This is a genomic window from Limibacillus sp. MBR-115 (assembly GCF_040549425.1).
GTDB lineage: Bacteria > Pseudomonadota > Alphaproteobacteria > Kiloniellales > CECT-8803 > Limibacillus > Limibacillus halophilus.
On record NZ_JBEPTJ010000009.1, the window covers coordinates 133,364 to 154,048 of the forward strand.

General features: G+C 55.6%; 25 protein-coding genes. 16 read left to right on the forward strand and 9 right to left on the reverse strand.

Annotation, left to right across the window (positions count from 1 at the left end; genetic code table 11):
• Positions 1-29 precede the first annotated feature (29 nt).
• Entirely contained in the window at positions 30-599 is a 570-nt protein-coding gene (locus tag ABIE63_RS16165) for a hypothetical protein (protein ID WP_354506000.1), read from the forward strand.
• Positions 600-992: 393 nt separating this feature from the next.
• On the opposite strand, the gene ABIE63_RS16170 is transcribed toward ABIE63_RS16165, so the two are convergent.
• Complete coding sequence (locus ABIE63_RS16170; protein WP_354506003.1) at positions 993-1,373, reverse strand: cytochrome c family protein; 381 nt, start codon at positions 1,371-1,373, stop codon at positions 993-995.
• Between the two features lie 265 nt (positions 1,374-1,638).
• Between ABIE63_RS16170 and ABIE63_RS16175 the strand changes: the two genes are divergently transcribed.
• The 10 genes from ABIE63_RS16175 to ABIE63_RS16220 all read left to right on the forward strand — a co-directional run bounded on the left by ABIE63_RS16175 (position 1,639) and on the right by ABIE63_RS16220 (position 9,975).
• Positions 1,639-2,124, forward strand: a complete 486-nt coding sequence (locus ABIE63_RS16175; RefSeq protein WP_354506006.1) for an SUF system Fe-S cluster assembly regulator — start codon at positions 1,639-1,641, stop codon at positions 2,122-2,124.
• Positions 2,125-2,141: 17 nt separating this feature from the next.
• On the forward strand, positions 2,142-3,599 hold the full coding sequence (gene sufB / locus ABIE63_RS16180) for a Fe-S cluster assembly protein SufB (RefSeq protein ID WP_354506009.1): 1,458 nt from the start codon (positions 2,142-2,144) through the stop codon (positions 3,597-3,599).
• Positions 3,600-3,625: 26 nt separating this feature from the next.
• Entirely contained in the window at positions 3,626-4,375 is a 750-nt protein-coding gene (sufC, locus tag ABIE63_RS16185) for a Fe-S cluster assembly ATPase SufC (RefSeq protein ID WP_354506012.1), read from the forward strand.
• A 36-nt stretch (positions 4,376-4,411) separates the two neighbouring features.
• Positions 4,412-5,749 (forward strand): Fe-S cluster assembly protein SufD, encoded by a 1,338-nt coding sequence (gene sufD, locus ABIE63_RS16190; protein WP_354506015.1) that lies wholly within the window; start codon positions 4,412-4,414, stop codon positions 5,747-5,749.
• On the forward strand, positions 5,746-7,023 hold the full coding sequence (locus ABIE63_RS16195) for an aminotransferase class V-fold PLP-dependent enzyme (protein ID WP_183416621.1): 1,278 nt from the start codon (positions 5,746-5,748) through the stop codon (positions 7,021-7,023). The genes sufD and ABIE63_RS16195 overlap by 4 nt, the downstream gene beginning before the upstream one ends.
• Positions 7,023-7,493: a Fe-S cluster assembly sulfur transfer protein SufU gene (sufU, locus tag ABIE63_RS16200; protein WP_354506018.1), complete on the forward strand. Its 471-nt coding sequence runs from the start codon at positions 7,023-7,025 to the stop codon at positions 7,491-7,493. Before ABIE63_RS16195 ends, sufU begins: the two co-directional genes overlap by 1 nt.
• Before the next feature lie 74 nt (positions 7,494-7,567).
• Positions 7,568-7,939 carry an SUF system Fe-S cluster assembly protein gene (locus ABIE63_RS16205; RefSeq protein WP_354506093.1) on the forward strand — a complete coding sequence of 124 codons (372 nt, stop codon included), beginning with the start codon at positions 7,568-7,570 and terminating at the stop codon, positions 7,937-7,939.
• Between the two features lie 88 nt (positions 7,940-8,027).
• Complete coding sequence (locus tag ABIE63_RS16210) at positions 8,028-8,372, forward strand: iron-sulfur cluster assembly accessory protein (RefSeq protein ID WP_183416619.1); 345 nt, start codon at positions 8,028-8,030, stop codon at positions 8,370-8,372.
• Positions 8,373-8,452: 80 nt separating this feature from the next.
• Positions 8,453-9,238: an FAD-binding oxidoreductase gene (locus ABIE63_RS16215; RefSeq protein ID WP_354506022.1), complete on the forward strand. Its 786-nt coding sequence runs from the start codon at positions 8,453-8,455 to the stop codon at positions 9,236-9,238.
• A gap of 41 nt (positions 9,239-9,279) precedes the next feature.
• Positions 9,280-9,975, forward strand: coding sequence for a fumarylacetoacetate hydrolase family protein (locus tag ABIE63_RS16220; protein ID WP_354506025.1), 696 nt, complete (start codon positions 9,280-9,282; stop codon positions 9,973-9,975).
• Positions 9,976-9,994: 19 nt separating this feature from the next.
• On the opposite strand, the gene ABIE63_RS16225 is transcribed toward ABIE63_RS16220, so the two are convergent.
• The 3 genes from ABIE63_RS16225 to ABIE63_RS16235 are packed head-to-tail and all read right to left on the reverse strand — an operon-like array spanning position 9,995 to position 12,521.
• Complete coding sequence (locus ABIE63_RS16225; protein WP_354506028.1) at positions 9,995-10,825, reverse strand: alkaline phosphatase family protein; 831 nt, start codon at positions 10,823-10,825, stop codon at positions 9,995-9,997.
• Positions 10,826-10,848: 23 nt separating this feature from the next.
• The gene (locus ABIE63_RS16230; protein ID WP_354506031.1) at positions 10,849-11,391 is read right to left on the reverse strand and encodes an HD domain-containing protein; all 543 of its coding nucleotides are present in this window, start codon (positions 11,389-11,391) and stop codon (positions 10,849-10,851) included.
• Positions 11,388-12,521, reverse strand: a complete 1,134-nt coding sequence (locus ABIE63_RS16235; protein WP_354506034.1) for a TauD/TfdA family dioxygenase — start codon at positions 12,519-12,521, stop codon at positions 11,388-11,390. The genes ABIE63_RS16230 and ABIE63_RS16235 overlap by 4 nt, the downstream gene beginning before the upstream one ends.
• 204 nt (positions 12,522-12,725) lie before the next feature.
• Here ABIE63_RS16235 and ABIE63_RS16240 point away from each other — a divergent pair, with 204 nt between their 5' ends.
• Together ABIE63_RS16240 and ABIE63_RS16245 are read left to right on the forward strand one after the other, a co-directional pair.
• Entirely contained in the window at positions 12,726-12,911 is a 186-nt protein-coding gene (locus ABIE63_RS16240) for a hypothetical protein (RefSeq protein WP_354506037.1), read from the forward strand.
• A gap of 70 nt (positions 12,912-12,981) precedes the next feature.
• Complete coding sequence (locus tag ABIE63_RS16245) at positions 12,982-13,506, forward strand: prepilin peptidase (protein WP_354506040.1); 525 nt, start codon at positions 12,982-12,984, stop codon at positions 13,504-13,506.
• Positions 13,507-13,527: 21 nt separating this feature from the next.
• Here the strand turns inward: ABIE63_RS16245 and ABIE63_RS16250 are convergent, their stop codons facing one another.
• The 3 genes from ABIE63_RS16250 to ABIE63_RS16260 all read right to left on the reverse strand — a co-directional run bounded on the left by ABIE63_RS16250 (position 13,528) and on the right by ABIE63_RS16260 (position 15,785).
• Positions 13,528-14,391 (reverse strand): RNA polymerase factor sigma-32, encoded by an 864-nt coding sequence (locus tag ABIE63_RS16250; RefSeq protein ID WP_354506043.1) that lies wholly within the window; start codon positions 14,389-14,391, stop codon positions 13,528-13,530.
• 84 nt (positions 14,392-14,475) lie between these two features.
• Positions 14,476-15,132, reverse strand: coding sequence for a ChrR family anti-sigma-E factor (locus ABIE63_RS16255; protein ID WP_354506046.1), 657 nt, complete (start codon positions 15,130-15,132; stop codon positions 14,476-14,478).
• Positions 15,129-15,785 carry a sigma-70 family RNA polymerase sigma factor gene (locus tag ABIE63_RS16260; protein ID WP_354506049.1) on the reverse strand — a complete coding sequence of 219 codons (657 nt, stop codon included), beginning with the start codon at positions 15,783-15,785 and terminating at the stop codon, positions 15,129-15,131. Before ABIE63_RS16260 ends, ABIE63_RS16255 begins: the two co-directional genes overlap by 4 nt.
• Positions 15,786-15,924: 139 nt before the next feature.
• Between ABIE63_RS16260 and ABIE63_RS16265 the strand changes: the two genes are divergently transcribed.
• Genes ABIE63_RS16265 through ABIE63_RS16275 form a run of 3 tightly spaced genes read left to right on the forward strand, consistent with a single transcriptional unit; the run spans position 15,925 to position 19,322 of the window.
• On the forward strand, positions 15,925-17,259 hold the full coding sequence (locus tag ABIE63_RS16265) for an FAD-dependent oxidoreductase (RefSeq protein ID WP_354506051.1): 1,335 nt from the start codon (positions 15,925-15,927) through the stop codon (positions 17,257-17,259).
• Between the two features lie 3 nt (positions 17,260-17,262).
• Positions 17,263-18,096 carry a DUF1365 domain-containing protein gene (locus ABIE63_RS16270; RefSeq protein WP_354506054.1) on the forward strand — a complete coding sequence of 278 codons (834 nt, stop codon included), beginning with the start codon at positions 17,263-17,265 and terminating at the stop codon, positions 18,094-18,096.
• Between the two features lie 14 nt (positions 18,097-18,110).
• A complete protein-coding gene (locus tag ABIE63_RS16275; RefSeq protein ID WP_354506057.1) occupies positions 18,111-19,322 on the forward strand; it encodes a cyclopropane-fatty-acyl-phospholipid synthase family protein in 1,212 nt (403 codons plus the stop codon).
• 15 nt (positions 19,323-19,337) lie between these two features.
• Here the strand turns inward: ABIE63_RS16275 and ABIE63_RS16280 are convergent, their stop codons facing one another.
• Positions 19,338-19,790 carry a nuclear transport factor 2 family protein gene (locus tag ABIE63_RS16280; protein ID WP_354506060.1) on the reverse strand — a complete coding sequence of 151 codons (453 nt, stop codon included), beginning with the start codon at positions 19,788-19,790 and terminating at the stop codon, positions 19,338-19,340.
• Positions 19,783-20,577: an SDR family NAD(P)-dependent oxidoreductase gene (locus tag ABIE63_RS16285; protein WP_354506063.1), complete on the reverse strand. Its 795-nt coding sequence runs from the start codon at positions 20,575-20,577 to the stop codon at positions 19,783-19,785. Before ABIE63_RS16285 ends, ABIE63_RS16280 begins: the two co-directional genes overlap by 8 nt.
• Positions 20,578-20,685 lie beyond the last annotated feature (108 nt).

The window sequence follows — 20,685 nt, forward strand, 5'->3', positions numbered from 1 at the left end:
AGCCATATACCGCCGCAGCTTCAGCATCCGTGATCTCTACGCCACCGCCTGCACAGGGATTGCAACCACCACAGGGGTTGCAAGGATTGCAGGCCGCTGCGGCACAGGGGTTGCAGGGATTGCAGGCCTTGGCCGCACAAGGATTACAGGGGTTACAACCTTCTGCTGCGCAGGGGCTGCAAGGATTGCAGGCCTTGGCCGCACAGGGATTGCAGGGGTTACAGGCCTTGGCCGCGCAAGGATTACAGGGGTTACAACCTTCTGCTGCGCAGGGGCTACAAGGATTGCAGGCCTTGGCCGCACAGGGGTTGCAGGGGTTACAGGCCTTGGCCGCACAGGGGTTGCAGGGGTTACAGGCCTTGGCCGCACAGGGATTACAGGGGTTGCAAGCTGATGCCTTTTGCAGTCGCGGCACGAAGCAAGCACTCTTCGCGCCGGCAGCGGCGCAGGGATTACAACCACCACAGGGATTACAAGGATTGCAGGCCGCTGCGGCACAGGGGTTGCAAGGATTGCATCCCTCGGCCGCGCAAGGGCTGCAAGGATTACAGGTCTTAGCGGCACAGGGATTGCAAGGATTGCAGCCGGCTGCCTGCTGAAGCGCCCGCGGTTTTGGCTGCGCCTGAGGTAAACTACCCTTTGCTACAGGCGCTTTCGCCGCTGTCGCCGCTTGGGATGCCGTACTACCGATGACCGATCCGACTGTGATTACGCCGACGCACGCGGCCACACCAACCGCTAAGGCCAAAGGCATGACCGTCGAGTTCAAAAGTCTCGCTTTAGTGCTTCTCATGATGTCTCCCCGATTTCCACCTATTGACCAGCACAGTCAATGATCGATTATGGAAAATAATGTTCACCCATTCAGCGTAGGCGCGACCGGCAGTGGCTTGAAAATCAAGCTGCGTCACGAAGTCGTGAGAGAGTTCGCGGGTACCGCCGAGGCTGCGACCAATCGGCGGCCGTCGTCTTCAATCGGATATCTATTCTCGTTACTGGGTTTCCAAATAGGTGATGACATTTTCACGGTCCTGTCGCTCCTTCAGACCGCGAAAAGTCATCTTGGTTCCAGGCACGGTGCCGCGTGGATCCACTAGGTAGGTATCGAGCGTTGCAGCATCCCAAACCACACCATATCCGGCCATCGCAGAGGAATACCGGTATCCATCCGCAGTACCGGCAGTGCGGCCAGCGACCCCAGCCAGGCTTGGCCCCACTCTGTGCTTGCCTGCGTCCGTTGTATGGCAAGCGGCACAATTACGCTTGAAGAGCTTCTCACCCGTCGCTGCGTCCCCAGCCGCGCCGGCAGAAATTGGTAGGAAAGCCGTTCCCACAAGCATGACGGCGGCAAGTGCCAATCCTTGTCCAGACATTGTGTATTGCTCCAGTTCTGTATTTTCTGCTTTGGAATGCTATGACAAATCGTCGCGCCGCCACTGTCTCTACCCTGAGTCACTTGTGCAATAGAATGGGCTGTAACCTTTGGACACGAATACGCGAGTTACCTCATCGGCATGCATCTAGAGTCCTAAAAGGAAAGAAAGATTCCATTGAATTCATACCAATTTACTCTTGATTTATGATAAGAAATCGATAAGTGAGTAATACACGACCGTATTGGTAGGAATTGAGGACAAGATGTTCCGCCTGAATCGCCTGACAGACTACGCCGTCGTGGTCATGACACAACTGGCCACGCGCGGTGATCAGACGACACTCTCCGCACAACAGTTGTCGAGGGATACAGCCGTTCCATTACCGACGGTTTCAAAGGTTCTGACATTGCTGGCAAAGGGTGGGTTGATTACGTCTCACCGCGGCGCCAGCGGCGGCTACGCCTTGACCCGGCCAGCCGTTGATATCTCCGTTGCAGCCATCATCGAGGCCATTGAAGGGCCAATTGCCCTGACGGCTTGCGTAGATGGGTCGGCGGATTCCTGCGGCGTTGAATCGCTCTGCCCGATGCGTGGTACGTGGGACAGGGTCAATCACGCCATACAGTCGGCGTTGGACGAGGTGACGCTGCAAGAGATGACGGCATCTTTTTTTGATTTTCCGGCGGTTTCACCCGTATCGGCCCCCTTAACCAGTTCGGCAGGCAAGAGCTCTGGTCGCGCGGATTGAACAGAAGGCACTGACTTATGGCAGCGAACAGCCAAACGATTGAACAGGTACGCGCTCTCGGGGAGCAGAAGTACAAGTATGGCTTTGTCACCGATATCGAAGCGGATACGGCGCCCAAAGGCCTGAGTGAAGACATCATCCGTTTCATCTCTGCAAAAAAAGAAGAGCCCGAGTGGCTGCTGGAATGGCGTCTCAAAGCCTATGCTCACTGGCTAAACATGCCCGAACCCGATTGGGCGCGTGTCGGTTTCCCGCCAATCGATTATCAGGATGCCTATTACTACTCCGCGCCCAAGAACAAGGACGACATGCCCAAGAGCCTGGATGAAGTCGATCCGGAGCTCCTCAAGACCTACGAGAAGCTCGGCATCCCGTTGCGCGAGCAGGAAGTGCTGGCGGGCGTTGCCGTGGACGCTGTTTTCGACAGCGTGTCGGTGGCCACGACATACCGTAAGAAACTTGAGGAAGTGGGCGTTATTTTCTGTTCCATTTCGGAAGCCGTGAAAAATCATCCGGAATTAGTGCGCAAGTACCTCGGCTCTGTGGTTCCGTATGGCGACAACAAGCACGCCTGTCTGAATTCCGCTGCTTTCACGGACGGCTCCTTCGTTTTCATCCCCAAGGGCGTTCGTTGCCCGATGGAACTTTCCACCTACTTCCGGATCAACGCCGCAAACACGGGGCAATTCGAACGGACCTTGATCATCGCGGACGCTGGTTCCTATGTGAGCTACCTTGAGGGCTGCACCGCACCGATGCGCGACGAGAACCAATTGCATGCTGCCGTCGTGGAGCTGGTCGCGCTCGACGATGCCGAGATCAAGTATTCGACGGTCCAGAACTGGTACCCCGGCGACGAGAATGGTGTCGGCGGAATCTATAACTTTGTCACCAAGCGCGGTGCTTGCAGGGGCCGAAATTCGAAGATCTCCTGGACGCAGGTGGAAACCGGATCGGCCATCACTTGGAAATACCCGAGCTGCATTCTCCAGGGCGACAACTCAGTCGGTGAGTTTTATTCGATCGCCATCACCAACAACATGCAGCAGGCCGACACCGGCACAAAAATGATCCATTTGGGCAAGAACACCCGGTCTCGCATTATCTCGAAGGGAATCTCGGCCGGGCGGTCAAACCAAACCTATCGCGGCTTGGTCCGGATGAGTGCTAAGGCAGAAGGCGCGCGCAACCATACGCAATGCGATTCGCTGTTGATCGGCGATCAATGCGGCGCGCACACCACACCTTACATCGAGAGCAAGAACCCAACGGCACAGATCGAACACGAAGCTACGACCTCACGGATCAGCGAAGACCAGCTCTTTTACTGTCGGCAACGGGGTCTATCCGCGGAGGACGCCGTGGCGCTGGTCGTCAATGGCTTCTGTCGGGAGGTGCTGCAACAACTCCCGATGGAGTTTGCCGTTGAAGCGCAGAAGCTCGTCGGGATCAGTCTCGAAGGCAGCGTTGGTTAATAAGTTAGATTAGGGAAATCTATCAAATGCTTGAAATAAAAAATCTTCATGCCAGCGTTGACGGGAAAGAAATCCTGAAAGGCATAGACTTGACGATCGCGGCCGGTGAGGTCAATGCGATCATGGGGCCGAATGGCTCAGGCAAGTCCACGCTGTCATACATTTTGACAGGACGTGAAGGCTATGAGGTAACCGAAGGAGAGGTTCTGTTCAACGGTGCCAACCTTCTGGAAATGGAACCCGAGGAGCGCGCCGCCGCCGGTGTTTTCCTCGCTTTCCAATACCCGGTCGAAATTCCCGGAGTGCTCAATTCGACGTTCCTTAAGGAAGCCGTCAATGCGGTGCGCCGTGCGCGTGGTGCCGGCGAAATGGACGCCATGCAGTTTCTCAAGATTCTGCGCGCCAAGTGCAAGGAGCTTCATATGTCAGACGACATGCTCAAACGTGCCGTCAACTCTGGGTTTTCCGGCGGCGAGAAGAAGCGGAACGAGGTTCTGCAGATGGCGATGCTCGAACCCAACCTTGCCATTCTCGATGAAACCGACAGCGGGCTGGATATCGACGCATTGAAAACCGTCGCGGAGGGCGTCAACGCTCTGCGTAGCCCGGAGCGTTCGTTCCTGATCATCACTCACTATCAGCGGTTGCTGGATTACATCGTGCCGGACCGCGTACATGTGCTGGCACAAGGCCGCATCGTTCGCTCCGGCGACAAAGAACTGGCCAAGGAGCTGGAGGCCAGCGGTTACGCGGAGTTCAAGCAGAGCGCTGCTTGAAAGTTGATCGATAGAGGTTTGAAAGAAAAAAAGATTATGCAGACGAGTGTGGAAGAAAAACTGATGGGCGCCCTATCCGGGGCTGGTGCCGAAGCGGCCGCGCTTCCAGCCCAGGATTGGCTTGCCGAATCACGGCACCAAGCGCTTGAACGCTTCCGCCAGAAGGGTATGCCATCGCGGCAACTGGAAAGCTGGAAGTACACCAGCCTGAATGCACTCGCCAAGCTGGATTATGCGGGCGGCTCGGCCGAGCTTGCCCTGCCCGACCGTCTTCCCAGTCTCCTCGCCGATGATGCCCAAGGCTATCGGCTGGTTTTCGTCGATGGCCGCTTGCAAGAACAAGCCAGCCGTTTGGACGGGATACCCGACGGGGTGACACTCAACGGTTTGAGCATCATCAGCCAAGGCGAACGACCCGCATGGCTGCAAAGCTCACTGGGGCAGATTGCAACGGAAGAACGGGAAGCGCCGCTGCTGGACCTCAATAGCGCCTTTCTGTCCGATGGCGCCGTGCTGAGGATCGCTTCAGGTCTTGAACTCGATCGACCTGTAGAACTGATCTTCCTTTATAGCGCCGCGACCAACGAAGTTCGGGCCAGCCAGCCACGCCTGTTAGTGGTGCTGGAGGCAAACAGCCGGGCAACCGTGATTGAGCATCATCAAAATCTCGGGGGCGGCACATCGTTTTCAAACGGCGTCGCGGAGTTTAGCTTGGCATCCGGAAGTGCTCTTAAGCATTTGCGCTTACAAGAACTTTCACACAACAGCCACTATTTTATGAACAGCCAGGCAAACCTCGAGCGTGATGCGAGTTACGAGGGATTTCTGCTGGCTCTGGGTGCTGCTGTGGCGAGAGAGGACTTCAGAATCCGGCTCGCGGGCGAAGGCTCTTCCTGCAAGCTGAACGGCGTCTATCTGCTAACTGGTCGCCAGCACAGCGACATTACCAGCGTAATCGATCATCTAGCGCCCCACACCTCCTGCGACGAGGTCATCAAGGGGGCCTTGGATCAGCAATCTCGCGGCGTTTTCCAGGGGCTTATCAAGGTTGAGAAAGACGCCCAGAAGATAGAAGGCAACCAATCCCATCGCGCGCTGTTGCTGTCGCGCGGGGCCGAGGTCAATGCAAAGCCTGAGTTGGAAATTTATGCCGATGATGTCGTGTGTTCTCATGGCGCAACGGTAGGAGAACTGGATGCCGACGCCCTCTTCTACTTGCGCAGTCGCGGAATTCCGCCGCACCAGGCCCGTAAACTCCTGATTGAAGCATTTCTGCGCGATACCGTTGAGCTTTGCAGCGACATTGCGCTGCGCGCCGGCCTGACGGACCGTTTGGATGCCAAGTTGGCGGCAATGACAGGAGAAGACCTATGAGCCTGTTGAAAACGCCGACATTGCCGAACGACTCAAGACCTGGCGACAACTCCATCGCAGCCTTTGATGTCGAACGCGTGCGTGAAGATTTCCCGATCCTGAAGCGAGAGGTCTATGGCCGCCCGTTGGTTTACCTGGACAATGGAGCCAGCGCACAGAAGCCACGACAGGTCATTGATGCCATGACCAGGGTCATGGAGGAGAGTTATTCCAACGTGCATCGGGGCGTTCACCGTCTGAGCCAGGAAGCCACAGACCTTTTCGAAGGGGCCCGTGAGAGGGTTGCGGCTTTCGTCAATGCCGGCTCGCCCGACGAGATCATCTTCACACGCGGCGCCACTGAGGCCATCAACATGCTGGCCGCTTGCTTTGCAAGCCAAGTCCAGCCTGGCGACGAAATCATCATCTCCGAGATGGAGCATCATTCCAACATCGTGCCCTGGCAGTTCTTAAGGGACCGCAGCGGTATCGTTCTCAAGGCCGTGCCCATCGACGACGATGGCAACTTCGACATGGACGCCTATCGCGGGCTTTTGTCCCCTCGCACGAAGCTAGTAGCCGTCACTCATATTTCCAACGCACTCGGCAGCATCACGCCGCTCAAGCAAATCATCCAGGAAGCGCACGCCGCAGGCGCACAGGTGATGGTCGACGGGTGCCAGGCCCTGCCGCACATGCGGGTCGACGTCCGGGAACTGGATGCTGATTACTACGCTTTCTCCAGCCACAAGATGTACGGGCCCACCGGTATCGGTGCGCTCTATGGCAAGAAAGACCTGCTCAACCGCCTTCCGCCCTATCAGGGTGGCGGCGACATGATCGCAACGGTGACCTTGGAGAAATCCACGTTCAAGGCCGCCCCTCACCGCTTTGAGGCAGGCACGCCCGCAATCATCGAGGCGGTCGGCTTCGGCGCGGCGGTCGATTACCTGAACAGCATCGGGATGAATGCCATTGCCGCACACGAGGAAGGCTTGCTGGCCTACGCAACGCGCAAGCTGGAAGCGATAGAAGGGTTGCAGATCATTGGTAAGGCGAAGGAGAAGGCGGGCATCATTTCTTTCGTGCTGGAGGGCGCGCACGCGCACGACATCGGCACGATTGTAGATCGCAGCGGCGTGGCCCTTCGCGCTGGACACCACTGCGCACAGCCGGTCATGGATCGCTTTGGCCTATCTGCTACGGCCCGCGTTTCCTTCGGCTTGTATAATACGCCGGCCGAGGTAGATGTCCTGGCCGAAGCCTTACAAACCGTCAGGGATTTCTTTGGATAATGTTGGACGAACTGCGAGAACTCTATCAGGAAGTTATCCTCGACCACGGGAAGAACCCTCGTAATTTACGCCGAATCGGGGATGCCAATCACCACGCGCAAGGCAACAACCCCATGTGCGGCGACACCCTGAGTGTTTATCTGCTGACGAACGGCCAGAACTTGATTGAAGATGTTTCCTTCATTGGGAAAGGTTGCGCGATTTCAATGGCATCTGCCTCAATGATGACTGAAATTCTTAAAGGAAAGACAGTTGAGGAGGCTGCAACTCTGTTCCATGGTTTTCACGACCTCTGCACCAAAGACGATGCCGATTTGAGTGAAGCCGAGGCGACAGACGCCGATGCCGTGGAGCGCCTGCAGGTGTTGTCAGGTGTTCGGACATTCCCGGTGCGGGTCAAGTGCGCGACGCTTGCTTGGCATACGATGGATGCAGCTCTGAAAGGCGATGCGGAGATTTCGACCGAATGAATGACGGCGACGAGGACCAACTGGCGAATGATGAAGGAGAGACGACCATGATGCCCGGCCACCCAATGTACTTCATGGGCGACGGCGAGGATACCGAGGGTCTGACCGCTCGGGCTGGCGAAGCATTGCCCAAGGGCACGCCGCTCGCCAACCGGGAGAAGATAGAAGAGGCGTTGCGCAGCGTTTATGACCCTGAGATTCCAGTGAACATTTATGATTTGGGACTGATCTACGAAATTGATCAGAAAGACGATGGCGCCGTATCGTTATTGATGACCTTGACCGCGCCGGCCTGTCCGGTCGCCGGTGAGATGCCCTATCAGGTTGCCGAGGCGGTAGCCAAAACGGACGGCGTCGGTGAAGTGGAAGTGACCCTGACTTGGGATCCGCCTTGGGACAAGGAGCGCATGACAGAGGATGCAAGACTGGCACTGGGCATCTTCTGATCCCATATGAAAAGCGCTATGATGATTTTGCGCTTTGACTAAAGAGACGGCTGTACAACCCTACGAGAACACAGATGGAGACTGCAGAATGGCCCAATCCCTCATCACGCTGACCGATGCTGCGGCCGCACGCGTTCGGAAGCTGATGGCAGCTGCGGGCGACGAACCCGTGCTGGGCTTGCGTGTCGGTGTGAAGACGCGCGGCTGCTCAGGCCTGTCTTATTTTGTCGAGTACGCCAAGGATCAAAAGAAGTTTGAGGATGTCGTCGAAGACAAGGGCGTCCGGATTTTCATTGATCCAACGGCGGTTATGTTCCTGATCGGCACCGAAATGGATTATGTCGAGGACAAGCTTCAGTCAGGTTTCGTTTTTTCAAACCCCAACGAGGCAGCGCGTTGTGGCTGCGGAGAAAGCTTTAGCGTTGCTAACTGATCCGAAACAGCGGCGCCGGATGCTTTAGCTCCGGAGAAGCGTTCCTTTTCCTCTTATGGCAGGCAGCGCCGAACGGCTTCATGGCGATATCACCCCACAATAAAGACCACGCACTTCCCTTTCGCGGTAGAGCAAAGGTCATCGCCAAGGATGCGCTTACTTCTCAGGTATGTAGGCTTCGTCTGGAATTACCTGAAGGCAGCGCTTTTCGATTCAAGGCTGGGCAATATTTACGCCTTTATCTCAGCACGTTTGAACCGCGCGACTACTCCATAGCCAATCAACCAGACGAAGGTTTCCTCGAATTTCATATTCGGGACCAGGGAGATGGAGGAGCCTCCAGCTTCGTGCAGTATGAGCTGCAACCCGGCGACGAGTTCGATGTCGAGGGTCCTTTCGGTGCCTGCACGCTTCGCCCCGATCATACTGGCCCTATTCTTGGTATTGCCGGCGGCACGGGGCTAGCTCCAATAAAAGGCATTATCGAAGAGGCTTTGCGGGCGGGTTGGCACCACGAAGTTCGGCTTTATTTTGGCGTGCGAAGCACCGATGAACTCTACATGCTCGATCATTTTGCCGCTCTTGAGGCAGAGTTTTCCAATTTCCGCTTTGTGCCTGTCGCCGGCGACGGTCACCGTTTGACCAACGGGTGTCGACCAGGATTAGTGACGGACGCGCTTGCCGAAGATATAAATGCCGCGGAGCTTTGCGCCTTTAGCAAAAGCGAAGCCTATGTCGCCGGGCCTCCCGCGATGGTAGATGCCACTGTGGCGCTTCTCAAAGAGCAGGGGCTTCCGGAAAACAAGATCCACGCCGATGCATTCACGCTGGGCCCTGCACTACCACAGTCGCATGACAGCTTTTAATGAACAACCTTATAAAACTACTATAAGCTACGGAAATTAAAATGAAAACTGTACTTCCACTTTGGGATAATCCGAGCCTGCCGGTCGCTGGTAATGACGCTGTCTTTCCGGTTCATAATATTTACTGCGTTGGCCGCAACTATGCCGACCATGTGCGTGAAATGGGGCACGATCCCGATCGTGAGGATCCCTTCTTCTTCATGAAACCTCCCAGCGCTCTGGTGCAGCATGGCAACACGTTTGCCTATCCTCCAGGAACACAGGATCTCCATCACGAAGTGGAATTGGTCGCTGCCATCGCAAAAGGCGGACGCAACATACCGCTGGACGCCGCGATGGGACATTTGTTCGGCTTTGCCGTGGGTATTGATCTGACCCGGCGCGACCTTCAAGCAGTGGCGAAATCAAAAGGCCGCCCCTGGGAGGTCGGCAAGGTTTTTGACGGCGCCGCGCCCTGTGGAACGCTTCTGCCACTAGACCAGAGCGGCAGCATGGAACGTGGCAGAATTGCACTCACAGTCAATGGAGAACTGCGCCAGGAAGGCGATGTAGGCCAAATGATCTGGAAGCTCCCGGAGATCGTTTCAAAACTGTCAGAGTTGTTCACTCTACACGCAGGCGACTTGATCTTTACCGGCACACCGGCCGGGGTTTCCGCACTCGTCCCGGGCGACCGTCTGGAGGCCACCGTTGAGGGCATCCCCACTCTAGCAGTAACGGTCGGCAAACCGGCCTGAGCCGCTTCAACTCCCGGTGTCAGGGCAGCGGCGGCGCGGTCATTGCCTTGGGAATTTTCAATCCCATTCGGTCAAGGATGGTTGGGGCTACCGATAGCTGATCCGCGAGTTCCGGCGCCGCGCCCCCTTTTGGGTGCCCTATATCGTAGAAGGCGACCATCCGCACATCGTCGGTGTTGCCGCCGTGGTGACCAAAGGCGGACATTCCATGATCGGCCGTCACCAAAACGCGGTAACCGGCGCCCTGCCAGCGATGCAAGTGCTGGGCAATCTGATCATCGGTTGCCCAGGCTTGTTTCTTGTACTCAGGTGACTCCCCGCCATAGAGATGGCCTACGGAATCACACCCGGAAGAATGCAAAAGCAGATAATCCGGCGCATGGCGATGCACCAGAATACTCGCCTGGTTCAATAGATCTGCTTCCGATGCCAAACCGATGTTGAACCGAGTCTTTCCATGTTGCAGATAAAAGCGGCCGTACTGCACGCAACGACTTTCGTCATTAACCTCCATATCCTCAATAGGATCGAAGGGCGCGCGATTGAAAAGCTCGGAAAAATTGAAGTGCGCCACCGCCCCCGTACGGCGCCCTTGGGCACGTGCCACCTTGAACACATGATCCGTCCCCGTCATGCGCACGTTATCATTGCTGGTGATGCCGTGATCATGAGGCTGCACGCCGCTATGCAAGGTCTCATAAATTGGCACGGATAGGCTAGGCAGTACGCTGGCCATCTTCCAGCGCCGGGCCTTGCCTGCCAGAACGAGGCTCTCCAGGAAGCCGCAGTGCTCCACCGCCGTCTGGAATCCTAATCCGTCAATCACGACGAGCATTACCTTGGAGGCCATTGTTTCACCCATCCCCCGCGCTATCAGACAGTCATCTGTGCTTCGAGCAAACGTCTCCAATCCGCAAAGCTACGGACATCGCGCCCCACTTCCTTGCCGCCCTCGTCCCATTTGCGCACGGCGAGCGCAGCGGCCTTGTGCGGGTTTGCCTCGAAATCGCTGACCTCACCCTCGCTCATCGGGCCGCCTTGCTGCTTTAGAGTAACCTGGGAAGCGTGCGACAGACGGTCATGATAACCGGGGTCACGCGCGCAGAGATAACGTTTGGCTTCGACATGGAGTCGAACCGGCTCTACCACGGTTGGTGGGAAATAATTCTTCAGAAAAGCGCCCGCAGCGGCGTCGTGCATCCGGTGCCAGTCATCAGGGTTTCCTTCGCTTAGCAGATGCCCCACGTCATGCAACAATGCGGCGGCAATCAAGGTTTCTGGAGCCCCCTCCCTTGCAGCAGCCTCGGCGCTTTGGAGCATGTGTTCGGCAATAGTGACATCCTCGCCATAATGCTCCGCCCCATTTGGCCCTTCGTATAGCGCCTGCAAACGATCTAGAAATGCGGCCTTTGTCATCGGCGTTCGGCTCCCTGGTGAAGATTCACATAACTGGTCAATGCATCCCAATCGGCATAACACCCCTGCAATCGCCGCTGGCCTCCGGAAAAAGCGCCGCGACCATGCAGAACCCTTCGGTTATCAACGACGAAGAGACTGCCTGCATTGAGTTTGAATGAGATGATGTAGGTCGGATCGTGCAGTAATCGCCCGAAAACAGAATAGGCTTGATAAAAGGCTGTCAGTTGTTGCGGCGGTAATTGTAAATCTGCGCGCGATCGATTGTTGTAACGCACGCCGACCAGGCCACCCTGACCGTCAATTTCGATAAGTGGTCGGCTGCTCCGGAGATCGGCGGTGCTGTCGGTGAAGCGAAAGGGTACAGACGTATTTGCCAGTATCTCGAAGACCTCTGGGTTATCGCTGCGAAGATCCTGCGCTACGCGGAACCCATCGACCAGAAGGCTTTCACCGCCCTGCCCGCTGGCCTCCAGGCAGTGAAGAAACTGCATGCCCGGAACCGGATCCCGGTAGGGGTTGTCGGTATGTAGTCCAAGACCAAGACCGGTGTAGGCCAGATTGTTAGGGTCCGGCTTAGCAACCACATCAAAAAGGCGGCCGTAATTCGTTTCGCGCACGAAACCAAATAATTCAACTGCGCTTAGCACGGTGCCCGTGGTGCTGCCGCATTCCTCCAAGAGGGCAAAGCCATAATCCCGGATGCCGACCAGCCAATTTGCCAGTGCTGCAGAGTCGCCGGCAATATCGGCATATCGCGCTTTAGGAAAGCGTGATTCCGGAAGAGATGCATCCCACAAACGCGCTTCCGGCACCCGGCCGGCGAGCTGCGCTTCCGGCGCTGACAGCAACTGGGCCACCCGGTCGAACGTTAGCTCAACACGGTGGCTTTCCGGCAACAAAGTGACGATTGCGCTGCAGTGATCGACACCAACCTCAACCGCCGCGATCCGCTGATCCTGCGGCAGTGCGGCCAGGTCAATAAGCCGCTGTCCGTTAGCATGTCGGCAAGCACCGCAATCACAAAGGTCGCGGACCTGAAGTGCCGGTATCTGAAACCGCCGCCCGCTAGTCATATCCAGCCAAAGCGTTCGGCCATCTTCCGAGATACTTAGGTCCCGAAGGTTCATTTGCTCTGCCTGGCTATGCATTGGTTCTTTGCCCATCGGATACACCGCCACTTATTTTGGTCAACAAGGCGTCTAGAATGAGCCTTTCAGGGGGCCGGAGGCAACGCCGAAACGTAAACTATGACTACACTTCAGACATTTCCTTTAAGCCTTTGTTAATATTACCTTGCTTAATGTTAACCTTAGGAGATTGCTCTAGGAGGAATGCTCTTGATGAAAGCCGCCGCCGCCTTTCTGTCCACGGACAGTGGTGCAACACGCACCGAGGTGGGATTGCTTACAGCAATGGCTGTCATATTCGCTGTTTTGGCCATGACTGACTTTGGCGGTCAGTTGGGACACTTTTTTGCGTCCTTCAAGTCTCATATGGCGGACGGAAAACCTCTATAGTTGTCAACCGTGATGATATTCACGGCGACCTCTTTCCATTATAAAAGATAAAACTATAGATCGGTTACCCATGACGCTTTCATCCCTCGCAACCTATCTCGGCTTATTCGGCTTCTTTTCCCTATCGCTCGCCTGTGCCGTTACAGACGCTCAGCGATTGAAGATTCCTAATAGCTTCACGCTGTTAATCGCCTTGCTTTACCCAATCTTCGTCATGAGCGCGCCCTTTCCGGTGGATTGGATATCAGGCCTAGCTGTGGGTGCCGGAATCCTGGCAATAGGCTTTCTGATTTTTGCTGGCGGATTGATCGGTGCCGGCGACGTGAAGTTTTTGGCGGCGGCCGGGCTTTGGGCCGGTCTTGCCCACCTTTCCACGCTGATACTTGTGACGGCGATTGCCGGTGGTGTCCTAGGTTTGGGCTACCTGGTTGCTGATCGTTTGCGACGCATCCCCTGGATGCCCCTTCCCCCACCCGAGATCACCGAGAAAGACGGCAAGAAACGCATGATTTTCTTGCCGTATGGAATAGCTATCTGCGCGGGCGCGGTCACCGTGGCTTACCGCCTGACGCTGGAAGTAGGGTTGGCGCAGTAAATTAAACGACGAACTGACCGGCTACTCCCCTATCCGCTCAGCGAGCAGTGACCTTAGGGTCTTCAACGCGCGTTGCTCAAGTTGACGGACCCGCTCTTTGCTGACGCCCAGTTCCTGTCCCAAGTTTTCCAATGTGACCGCCCCCTCTCCGAGGTGACGCTGGCGTATGATCCGGGCTTCGCGTTGGGGTAATCGCCTGAGCGCCTGACTAAGCCACTGTGCCCGGGTTTGGTTATCGCGTAGTTCCGTCACGATCTCCTCTGGCCCAGGTCGGCTGTCAATCATCGTGTCCTGGTACTCCATGTCACCGTCTTCACCAGTCGGCAGATTGACGGATAGATCAGGCACCCCCAATCGGACCTCCATTCGCTGAACCTGATCGGGCCTTACCTTAAGTTCCTCCGCAATCTGCCCCGCCGCTTCGTAGGACATGTAGGGATTGCTCGTTCTCGCGATCTTTGCCCGTAGGCGCCGAAGATTGAAGAAGAGGCTTTTCTCGGACGTGGTCGTGCCGATCCGAACAATCGACCAGTTGCGCAAAATGTAATCCTGGATCGCTGCCCGGATCCACCAGACCGCATAGGTGGAAAAGCGCACATCGCGGTTGGGATCGAACCGCATCGCAGCTTGCAGCAAACCCACAAAACCTTCCTGGATAAGATCCGATTGCGGCAATCCATAGCCGCCAAACTTGGTGGATATGCTCACCGCCAGGCGCGCGTGCGCGCTCACGAGCTGATGCATCGCCTTTTCATCGCCACCCACGGCCCAGGCCGTGGCTAGCATCCTCTCTTGTTCACGTGAGAGGATCGGCGCGCTCATCGCCTTGCGAACGAGCCGTCGATTTGCTTGCCGGCTATCTTGTTGTATTTCTGTCCCTGGCATAATTCCGCACTCCTGGGTTCCTGTTCATTCGGGAAGGTCTATGCCTTTCCCTTAAATTATCTACGCACCCAGGAAGAAAATGGATCAGTACTTGAAGGCAAAATTTAGCAAACGTCCGATTGGGCCAGCCAAATAGACCGGCGCATCTGTGACTGCCAAACAAATACAGTCCTCATCGTCGTCGGCGACCGGCTGGTGCACGACGCTACTGTTTGCAACTGCGATATCACCGCGCAAATAATGCCCCTGGCTGTCGGAGAAGGCACCTGAGAGGACCAAGGTCAATTCCAATCCCTCATGTCTATGGAGCGGCACTCTGCACCCCTTACGAATGCGAAGAAGCCGGGTGGTGAAATCCTTGCGATCCGGAAACAAGGCAACATCGGCAACGACACCTCTTTGCCGCCAAGGTAGGTCCGATAATCGGCGGCCCAGATAGCCGCGCAATGGCTGAGGCAAGGTTGTTTCCGCCCCTTCTGCGACAGGACTTGTTGCTTCACTTGCGGCGGCGGTCTCGCGTCCATCCAACTGAGCCAAGACTGAACTCAGACTGTCTTCGGAAAGCGCCGTCGGCGATAGGTCTTCCAGCAACGTGCCAGCAATGCTCTCCAAGTGACGCACCGCGTTCCGACAAAGAGGGCAAAGCGCCGTGTGGGTTGCAACCAACAACGCGAGAGGCTCACCAAGATTCCCAATCGCATAGGCCTGCAGTAAGGACTCATCAGGGTGATGAGAAGTCATTGGTTCATATCCTCCAAAGCCGAACGGAGTTTTGTGATAGCCAATCGGAGGCGCGACTTGACGGTCCCTAGCGGCATCAGAAGTTCATCAGCCAGTTCGCTGTGTGATTTTTCCTCGAAAAAAGAAGAACGCAATAACGTGGCCTGCTCCTGAGGCAAAGTATCGATCGCAGCACGGACCCGCAAAGCGACCTGCGCTGCATCGTACGCTCGGTCGGGGGACGCAGGCCCTTCAGGCACGAGGGCAGGATCGTTCAGATCGATTTCTGGTCGCTTCTCCCGGCGGGCCACATCGATCCTTTTGTTTCGAGCAATCGTGAAAATCCAAGTGGAAAGAGCGGATTTCTGCGGATCATACTGGTCTGCGCGGCGCCATACCGTTAGCAATACTTCCTGTGCGATGTCCTCCGCCGATTTCTCCTCGACCTTCAAACTACGGATGTAGGATTTCACCCGCGGCGCGTAATAATGAAAAATCTGCGCAAAGGCATCTCGATCACGGCTGACCGACACAGCCATCATGAGGTCTAACAACTGCTCTGGCGTCGGCCGGTATTTCGCATCCTGCGGTGGCATAGTGACATGCTGCGCCGAGCTGCAACGCAATACAACCGTGGCAAAGGGTAAACAGCTTAAGTTCTGCTGAATTTCCACCAGCGTCTCCTTGGTTACACTCTGATTTACGTCAAAGTGACACCACCGGATCACTTACTTTCGGATTTTTTTTCTGATCCGATCCGCCCAGAAGCTCGTACTAGCTAAAGTAATTACTCGTAAGGGATCTGATGCTGATATGCGTATTGCCATAATCGGAAGTGGGGCAGCAGGTCTGGGCGCAGCCTGGCTTCTGGCGCAGAAGCATGACATCTCGCTGTATGAAGCAGACTCAAAACTCGGAGGTCACGCAAACACGGTTGATGTGAGCGGGCCGAATGGACCTGTTGCGGTCGACACTGGCTTCATCGTTTATAATGAACTCAATTACCCGAACCTGACCTGCCTGTTTGAGCACCTTGGGATAGCGACCCAACGCAGCGACATGTCTTTTGCGGTATCGCTTGCTTCCGGCAGGTACGAGTATGAGGGGTCGAGAAGTGGCTTTTTTGGGCAAAAGCGCAATCTGATTAAGCCCAGCCAGTGGCTTTTGCTTTTTGAGATCAAACGTTTCTTTCGTGAAGCGCCACATCTATTGACGCAGCCGTGCAGCGGCTTGTCGCTTGGCGATTATCTGAATAAAAACGGCTATTCACAGGACTTTGCTTACGACCACCTTCTGCCTATGGCCTCTGCGATCTGGTCATGCTCTTTGAAAGATATTTTGTCCTTCCCTGCGACAAGCTTCGTCAACTTTTATGCCAATCATGGTTTGCTGCAATTCGCCGATCGCCCAACATGGCGCTCGGTCACGAACGGTAGCCGTTGCTATGTGGAACGCATGGCGACAGGGTTTCGTTCCGCAATCCGTCTGCGTACACCAGTTCAGGCAGTAAAAAAGATGGAGCGCGGCATCGATGTTGTCACCGCTGGTGGCCAAGCGGAAAGGTACGATTCCGTCATTTTCGCAACCCACGCAGATCAAGCGCTGAAGATCATGGGCTCTACGGCGAGCCCCTTGCACAGAAAAATACTAAGCACATTCCGTTACCTGCCGAACCGGGCAGTTCTCCATAGCGATCCATCAATGATGCCTCAGCGGCGCCACCTTTGGGCGAGTTGGAACTATTTGTCGAATCACAGGCGAAACAAAGAACAACAACTGGCCGTCACCTACTGGATGAACAGGTTGCAAAAACTGGACCGCTCTTTTCCGCTCTTTGTAACGCTCAACCCTTATCGGGAGCCACGTCCCGAACTCGTACACGCGGCTTTCACTTACCGTCATCCTCAATTCGATGAGCATACAGCCGTGGCTCAGAGCCTGCTCGGCGAAATTCAAGGGCAAGACGGGTTCTGGTTTTGTGGAAGCTACTGCGGTTATGGCTTTCACGAAGACGCTTTACAGTCCGGGCTGACCGTAGCCGAACAGTTCGGTGTCAATCGCCCCTGGGCAAAATACTTCCGGCCACCAAGCACTGCCTGGCGCGGTGTCGAGTCCCTGTCGGAACGTCTTCATAACGCGGCGGAGTGAGCCTTGCCTCTCGAAGAAAAACTTCAACCTGGACCGCCAGCTTACGGTAGCTGCCTTTACCGTGGGCATGTCATGCATCGACGCCTGCATCCCTTCGGAAACCATTTTGTTTATCGCGTGTTCTCACTTCTGGTGGACATCGATGCACTCCCGGTTCTGGACCACCGGTTACGGTTGTTCAGCCACGACCGTTTCAACCTGTTTAGTGTTTGGAATCATGATCATGGCAGCAAGGACCAGACGGCGTTAAGGCCTTGGATTGATAGGCAACTTGCCGATGCGGGTATCAATCTCCAAGGCGGCCGTGTCATGCTGCTTTGCTTCCCGCGAATTCTGGGGTTCGTTTTCAATCCTTTGAGCGTTTGGTACTGCTATGACCGCAGCGGCCACCTCGCCGCAATGCTCTACGAGGTCAGAAACACCTTCGGCGATTGCCATTGCTATTTGATCCCCACGCCGCCTGATTTCCGTCCCGAGAGAACCTTGCTGCAATATTGCAACAAGGTGCTGCATGTCTCCCCCTTTCTGTCGACCGAAGGCACCTATGCCTTTCGTCTACAGGTTCCCGGCGATCGCTTGTCGATAGCAATACGGCACACGACCGCGGAAGGTGAAACGCTAGTCGCGGTTCAGAAAGGCAGGCGACATGCGCTCACCGATACGGCCCTCTTCAAGGCCTTCTTTTCCTATCCACTGATGACAGTTAAAGTTATTGCCGCGATTCATTGGGAAGCTTTCAAGCTGTGGCGTTTAGGGGCTCGTTTCTACCGGAGGCCAGATGCACCGCAATCTGAGGTCAGCGTGGTGAGGCCGCCTTTAGATCAGGCCGCCGAGTAAAGGGAGGTTCGCTGATGTCGAATTGTCTGTCCCCAGGCGAGGAACCGAAAGACCTGCCCAAATCTGAGTGTAAATTTCTGGCCGTCACGTCGCGCCTTTCACGCGGGCGCCTCCATCTGACGCTACCGAGCGGGCACCGGCAAACGATCAAAGGTCAAGAGCCTGGCCCCGACGCCGATCTTCAAATCTTTCAAAGCAGCTTTTTCCGGCGCCTTTTCACGAGTGGCGCCAACGGATTTGCCGAAGCTTATATTGCTGGTGAGTGCGATAGTTCGGACATCACAACATTTTTAAAACTCATTGCTGTAAACCACGAGGAAATCGAGCAGCAGTTGGAAGGCCGACGATGGTCACGCGTAGCTGAACGGGTGATCCACCTGCTGCGCCCCAATAGCCGTGTCGGCGCTAAGCAGAACATCCGCGCGCATTACGATCTGGGAAATGCTTTCTATCAAACCTGGTTGGATAACAGCATGACTTACTCCTCGGCGATTTTTGAACGGCAGGACATGACTTTGGAACAGGCCCAGGAAGCCAAGTACAAACACCTGGCTGCGACCGCAGGGATCGAACGCGGCCATAGCCTGCTTGAAATTGGCTGTGGTTGGGGCGGTTTCGCAACCTGGGCCGCGCGGGAGTTGCAATGCGACGTGACGGCAATCACCATATCCAAAGCTCAGCACGACCATGTAGCCGAACGCCTGCAACGCGAGGGTTTGGGAAATCGCGTCAAGGTTCTGCTGCAAGATTACAGAGACACGCACGGGTTCTTTGATCGCATCGTTTCCATTGAAATGTTCGAGGCGGTTGGGGAGGCCTATTGGCCTCATTATTTTTCGACGGTCCGCAACAATCTGAAACCCGGGGGTCGCGCCGGATTGCAGATCATCACCATTGCAGACCAAGTTTACGATCAGTACCGACGTGGCGCTGATTTCATTCAACGCTATGTGTTCCCTGGTGGAATGTTGCCTTCCATCACGGCTCTGCGGGAACAAATCGATCGGGCGGGTCTGGCTTGGCAAGACAGCAAGAGCTTTGCTGAACACTACGCCACCACGCTATCGCGCTGGCATGAACGCTTCGATTTAGCCTGGCCTCAGATCAGCGGTTACGGGTTTGACGAGAGGTTTCGACGTTTGTGGAAATTTTATCTCGCTTATTGCGAGGCGGGCTTCTCCACAGGGCGCATCGATGTTCGCCAAATATCGCTAGCCCGCAGCTAACAATCGCGCTGCCTGCTAGTTGGCCGATAGCTTTCGGCGAATTTTGCGTAACAGCCAACCAATCACGGGAAGCGTCTCGTAAAGCCCGGCCGCCGGATCCCAGAAATCGCGGTGTGAGGAAACCTTCCCTTCGGCATCGAACAGCAGTTCGGAGACCCCTTCGAAGGAAATGTTGTTTCCCTGTCTGGTCGTCCCGGAGAACTGCCAAGTAATGTAGCCGGAAACACACGTGCCGCAGGATCGTGTTACCACGAAGGAGATACTCGGAACATCCTCGTACATCTTCTCTAAAACACGACGATAAGCTGATCGACCACGGGTTAAGTTGAAAGGATCTGAGAAGACCATATCGGACGTGCAATAGTCCTCAAGCACATCGAGGCTATCTGGCGAAAATCCTTCGAGATAGGAAACATATCTTTGCAGAGGATCGAACCCACTTTCCTCATCCTTCTTAATACTAACCATTGTCTCTCGTGCCTCCAGGAAGGAATTGGGCTGTGATCCGAAGCGACAAGGCATAGGGAAGACAGCGCAGTAGTTTCATGATCACCGCAAGCCGCATGGGAAAGACGATTTCGAAGCGGCGTGACGCTAGCCCGCGCTCGAAGGCCCTTGCCGCCGCATCAAGTTCCATTAGAAAGGGCATTGGAAAAGTGTTCTTGTCTGTCAGCGGTGTCCGCACAAACCCCGGGTTGACCGCCTGAAGATGAACACCTTCAACGGCTAGTTCGGGTTGCAACGCCTCACAGAGGTTGATCAATCCCGCCTTGGTCATTCCATATACCGATGCGCTCGGCAGGCCTAAAAATCCAGCCATGGACCCGACAACTGCTATTTGTCCGCGCCGTTGGCTCCGCATTCTTGGCAAGACGGCATAGAGGCAGTTCAGGGTACCAAGGAGATTTGTATCGACAAGCATCTTCACCGTTTCAGGTTTGAAGTTGCTCAAATCCGTTGCGACATGAGTGCCTGCATTCAGCACCGCCAACGCTAGAGGCTGATCTCGCAGAGCGTTATCTAATGCAACCTGTATGGCTGCGGCATTGGTAATATCGAGAGGCAGCGGCACCAGCTTACCCGCGAACGTTCGAGTTTCGTCCGCAAGTGCTTCTAAATCGCTTTCTGTCCGGGCCGATGCCAACACTGTCCAACCAGCTTCCACCAGTCTAACGGTTAAGGCGCGGCCAAGCCCCTTCCCCGCACCGGTGATCCACGCAAACCCGTCCTCCGGCTTTACCGGCTTTAGGTTCATGCGTTGTCGTCCCCGAGAGCGCGGTTGCAATCAAATCGAGCGTCAAAATCTAGACGTCGAAACACGGCCACGGCGCGCTCAGAAAAATAGTTGTGCTGCATATGATTC

Excerpts from the sequence above, each read along its gene's own strand:
- ABIE63_RS16170 (WP_354506003.1), bottom strand. The coding sequence starts at position 1,373 with ATGTCTGGACAAGGATTGGCACTTGCCGCCGTCATGCTTGTGGGAACG.
- ABIE63_RS16175 (WP_354506006.1), top strand. The coding sequence starts at position 1,639 with ATGTTCCGCCTGAATCGCCTGACAGACTACGCCGTCGTGGTCATGACA.
- sufB (WP_354506009.1), top strand. The coding sequence starts at position 2,142 with ATGGCAGCGAACAGCCAAACGATTGAACAGGTACGCGCTCTCGGGGAG.
- sufC (WP_354506012.1), top strand. The coding sequence starts at position 3,626 with ATGCTTGAAATAAAAAATCTTCATGCCAGCGTTGACGGGAAAGAAATC.
- sufD (WP_354506015.1), top strand. The coding sequence starts at position 4,412 with ATGCAGACGAGTGTGGAAGAAAAACTGATGGGCGCCCTATCCGGGGCT.
- ABIE63_RS16195 (WP_183416621.1), top strand. The coding sequence starts at position 5,746 with ATGAGCCTGTTGAAAACGCCGACATTGCCGAACGACTCAAGACCTGGC.
- sufU (WP_354506018.1), top strand. The coding sequence starts at position 7,023 with ATGTTGGACGAACTGCGAGAACTCTATCAGGAAGTTATCCTCGACCAC.
- ABIE63_RS16205 (WP_354506093.1), top strand. The coding sequence starts at position 7,568 with ATGGGCGACGGCGAGGATACCGAGGGTCTGACCGCTCGGGCTGGCGAA.
- ABIE63_RS16210 (WP_183416619.1), top strand. The coding sequence starts at position 8,028 with ATGGCCCAATCCCTCATCACGCTGACCGATGCTGCGGCCGCACGCGTT.
- ABIE63_RS16215 (WP_354506022.1), top strand. The coding sequence starts at position 8,453 with ATGGCGATATCACCCCACAATAAAGACCACGCACTTCCCTTTCGCGGT.
- ABIE63_RS16220 (WP_354506025.1), top strand. The coding sequence starts at position 9,280 with ATGAAAACTGTACTTCCACTTTGGGATAATCCGAGCCTGCCGGTCGCT.
- ABIE63_RS16225 (WP_354506028.1), bottom strand. The coding sequence starts at position 10,825 with ATGGCCTCCAAGGTAATGCTCGTCGTGATTGACGGATTAGGATTCCAG.
- ABIE63_RS16230 (WP_354506031.1), bottom strand. The coding sequence starts at position 11,391 with ATGACAAAGGCCGCATTTCTAGATCGTTTGCAGGCGCTATACGAAGGG.
- ABIE63_RS16235 (WP_354506034.1), bottom strand. The coding sequence starts at position 12,521 with ATGAACCTTCGGGACCTAAGTATCTCGGAAGATGGCCGAACGCTTTGG.
- ABIE63_RS16240 (WP_354506037.1), top strand. The coding sequence starts at position 12,726 with ATGCTCTTGATGAAAGCCGCCGCCGCCTTTCTGTCCACGGACAGTGGT.
- ABIE63_RS16245 (WP_354506040.1), top strand. The coding sequence starts at position 12,982 with ATGACGCTTTCATCCCTCGCAACCTATCTCGGCTTATTCGGCTTCTTT.
- ABIE63_RS16250 (WP_354506043.1), bottom strand. The coding sequence starts at position 14,391 with ATGCCAGGGACAGAAATACAACAAGATAGCCGGCAAGCAAATCGACGG.
- ABIE63_RS16255 (WP_354506046.1), bottom strand. The coding sequence starts at position 15,132 with ATGACTTCTCATCACCCTGATGAGTCCTTACTGCAGGCCTATGCGATT.
- ABIE63_RS16265 (WP_354506051.1), top strand. The coding sequence starts at position 15,925 with ATGCGTATTGCCATAATCGGAAGTGGGGCAGCAGGTCTGGGCGCAGCC.
- ABIE63_RS16275 (WP_354506057.1), top strand. The coding sequence starts at position 18,111 with ATGTCGAATTGTCTGTCCCCAGGCGAGGAACCGAAAGACCTGCCCAAA.
- ABIE63_RS16280 (WP_354506060.1), bottom strand. The coding sequence starts at position 19,790 with ATGGTTAGTATTAAGAAGGATGAGGAAAGTGGGTTCGATCCTCTGCAA.
- ABIE63_RS16285 (WP_354506063.1), bottom strand. The coding sequence starts at position 20,577 with ATGAACCTAAAGCCGGTAAAGCCGGAGGACGGGTTTGCGTGGATCACC.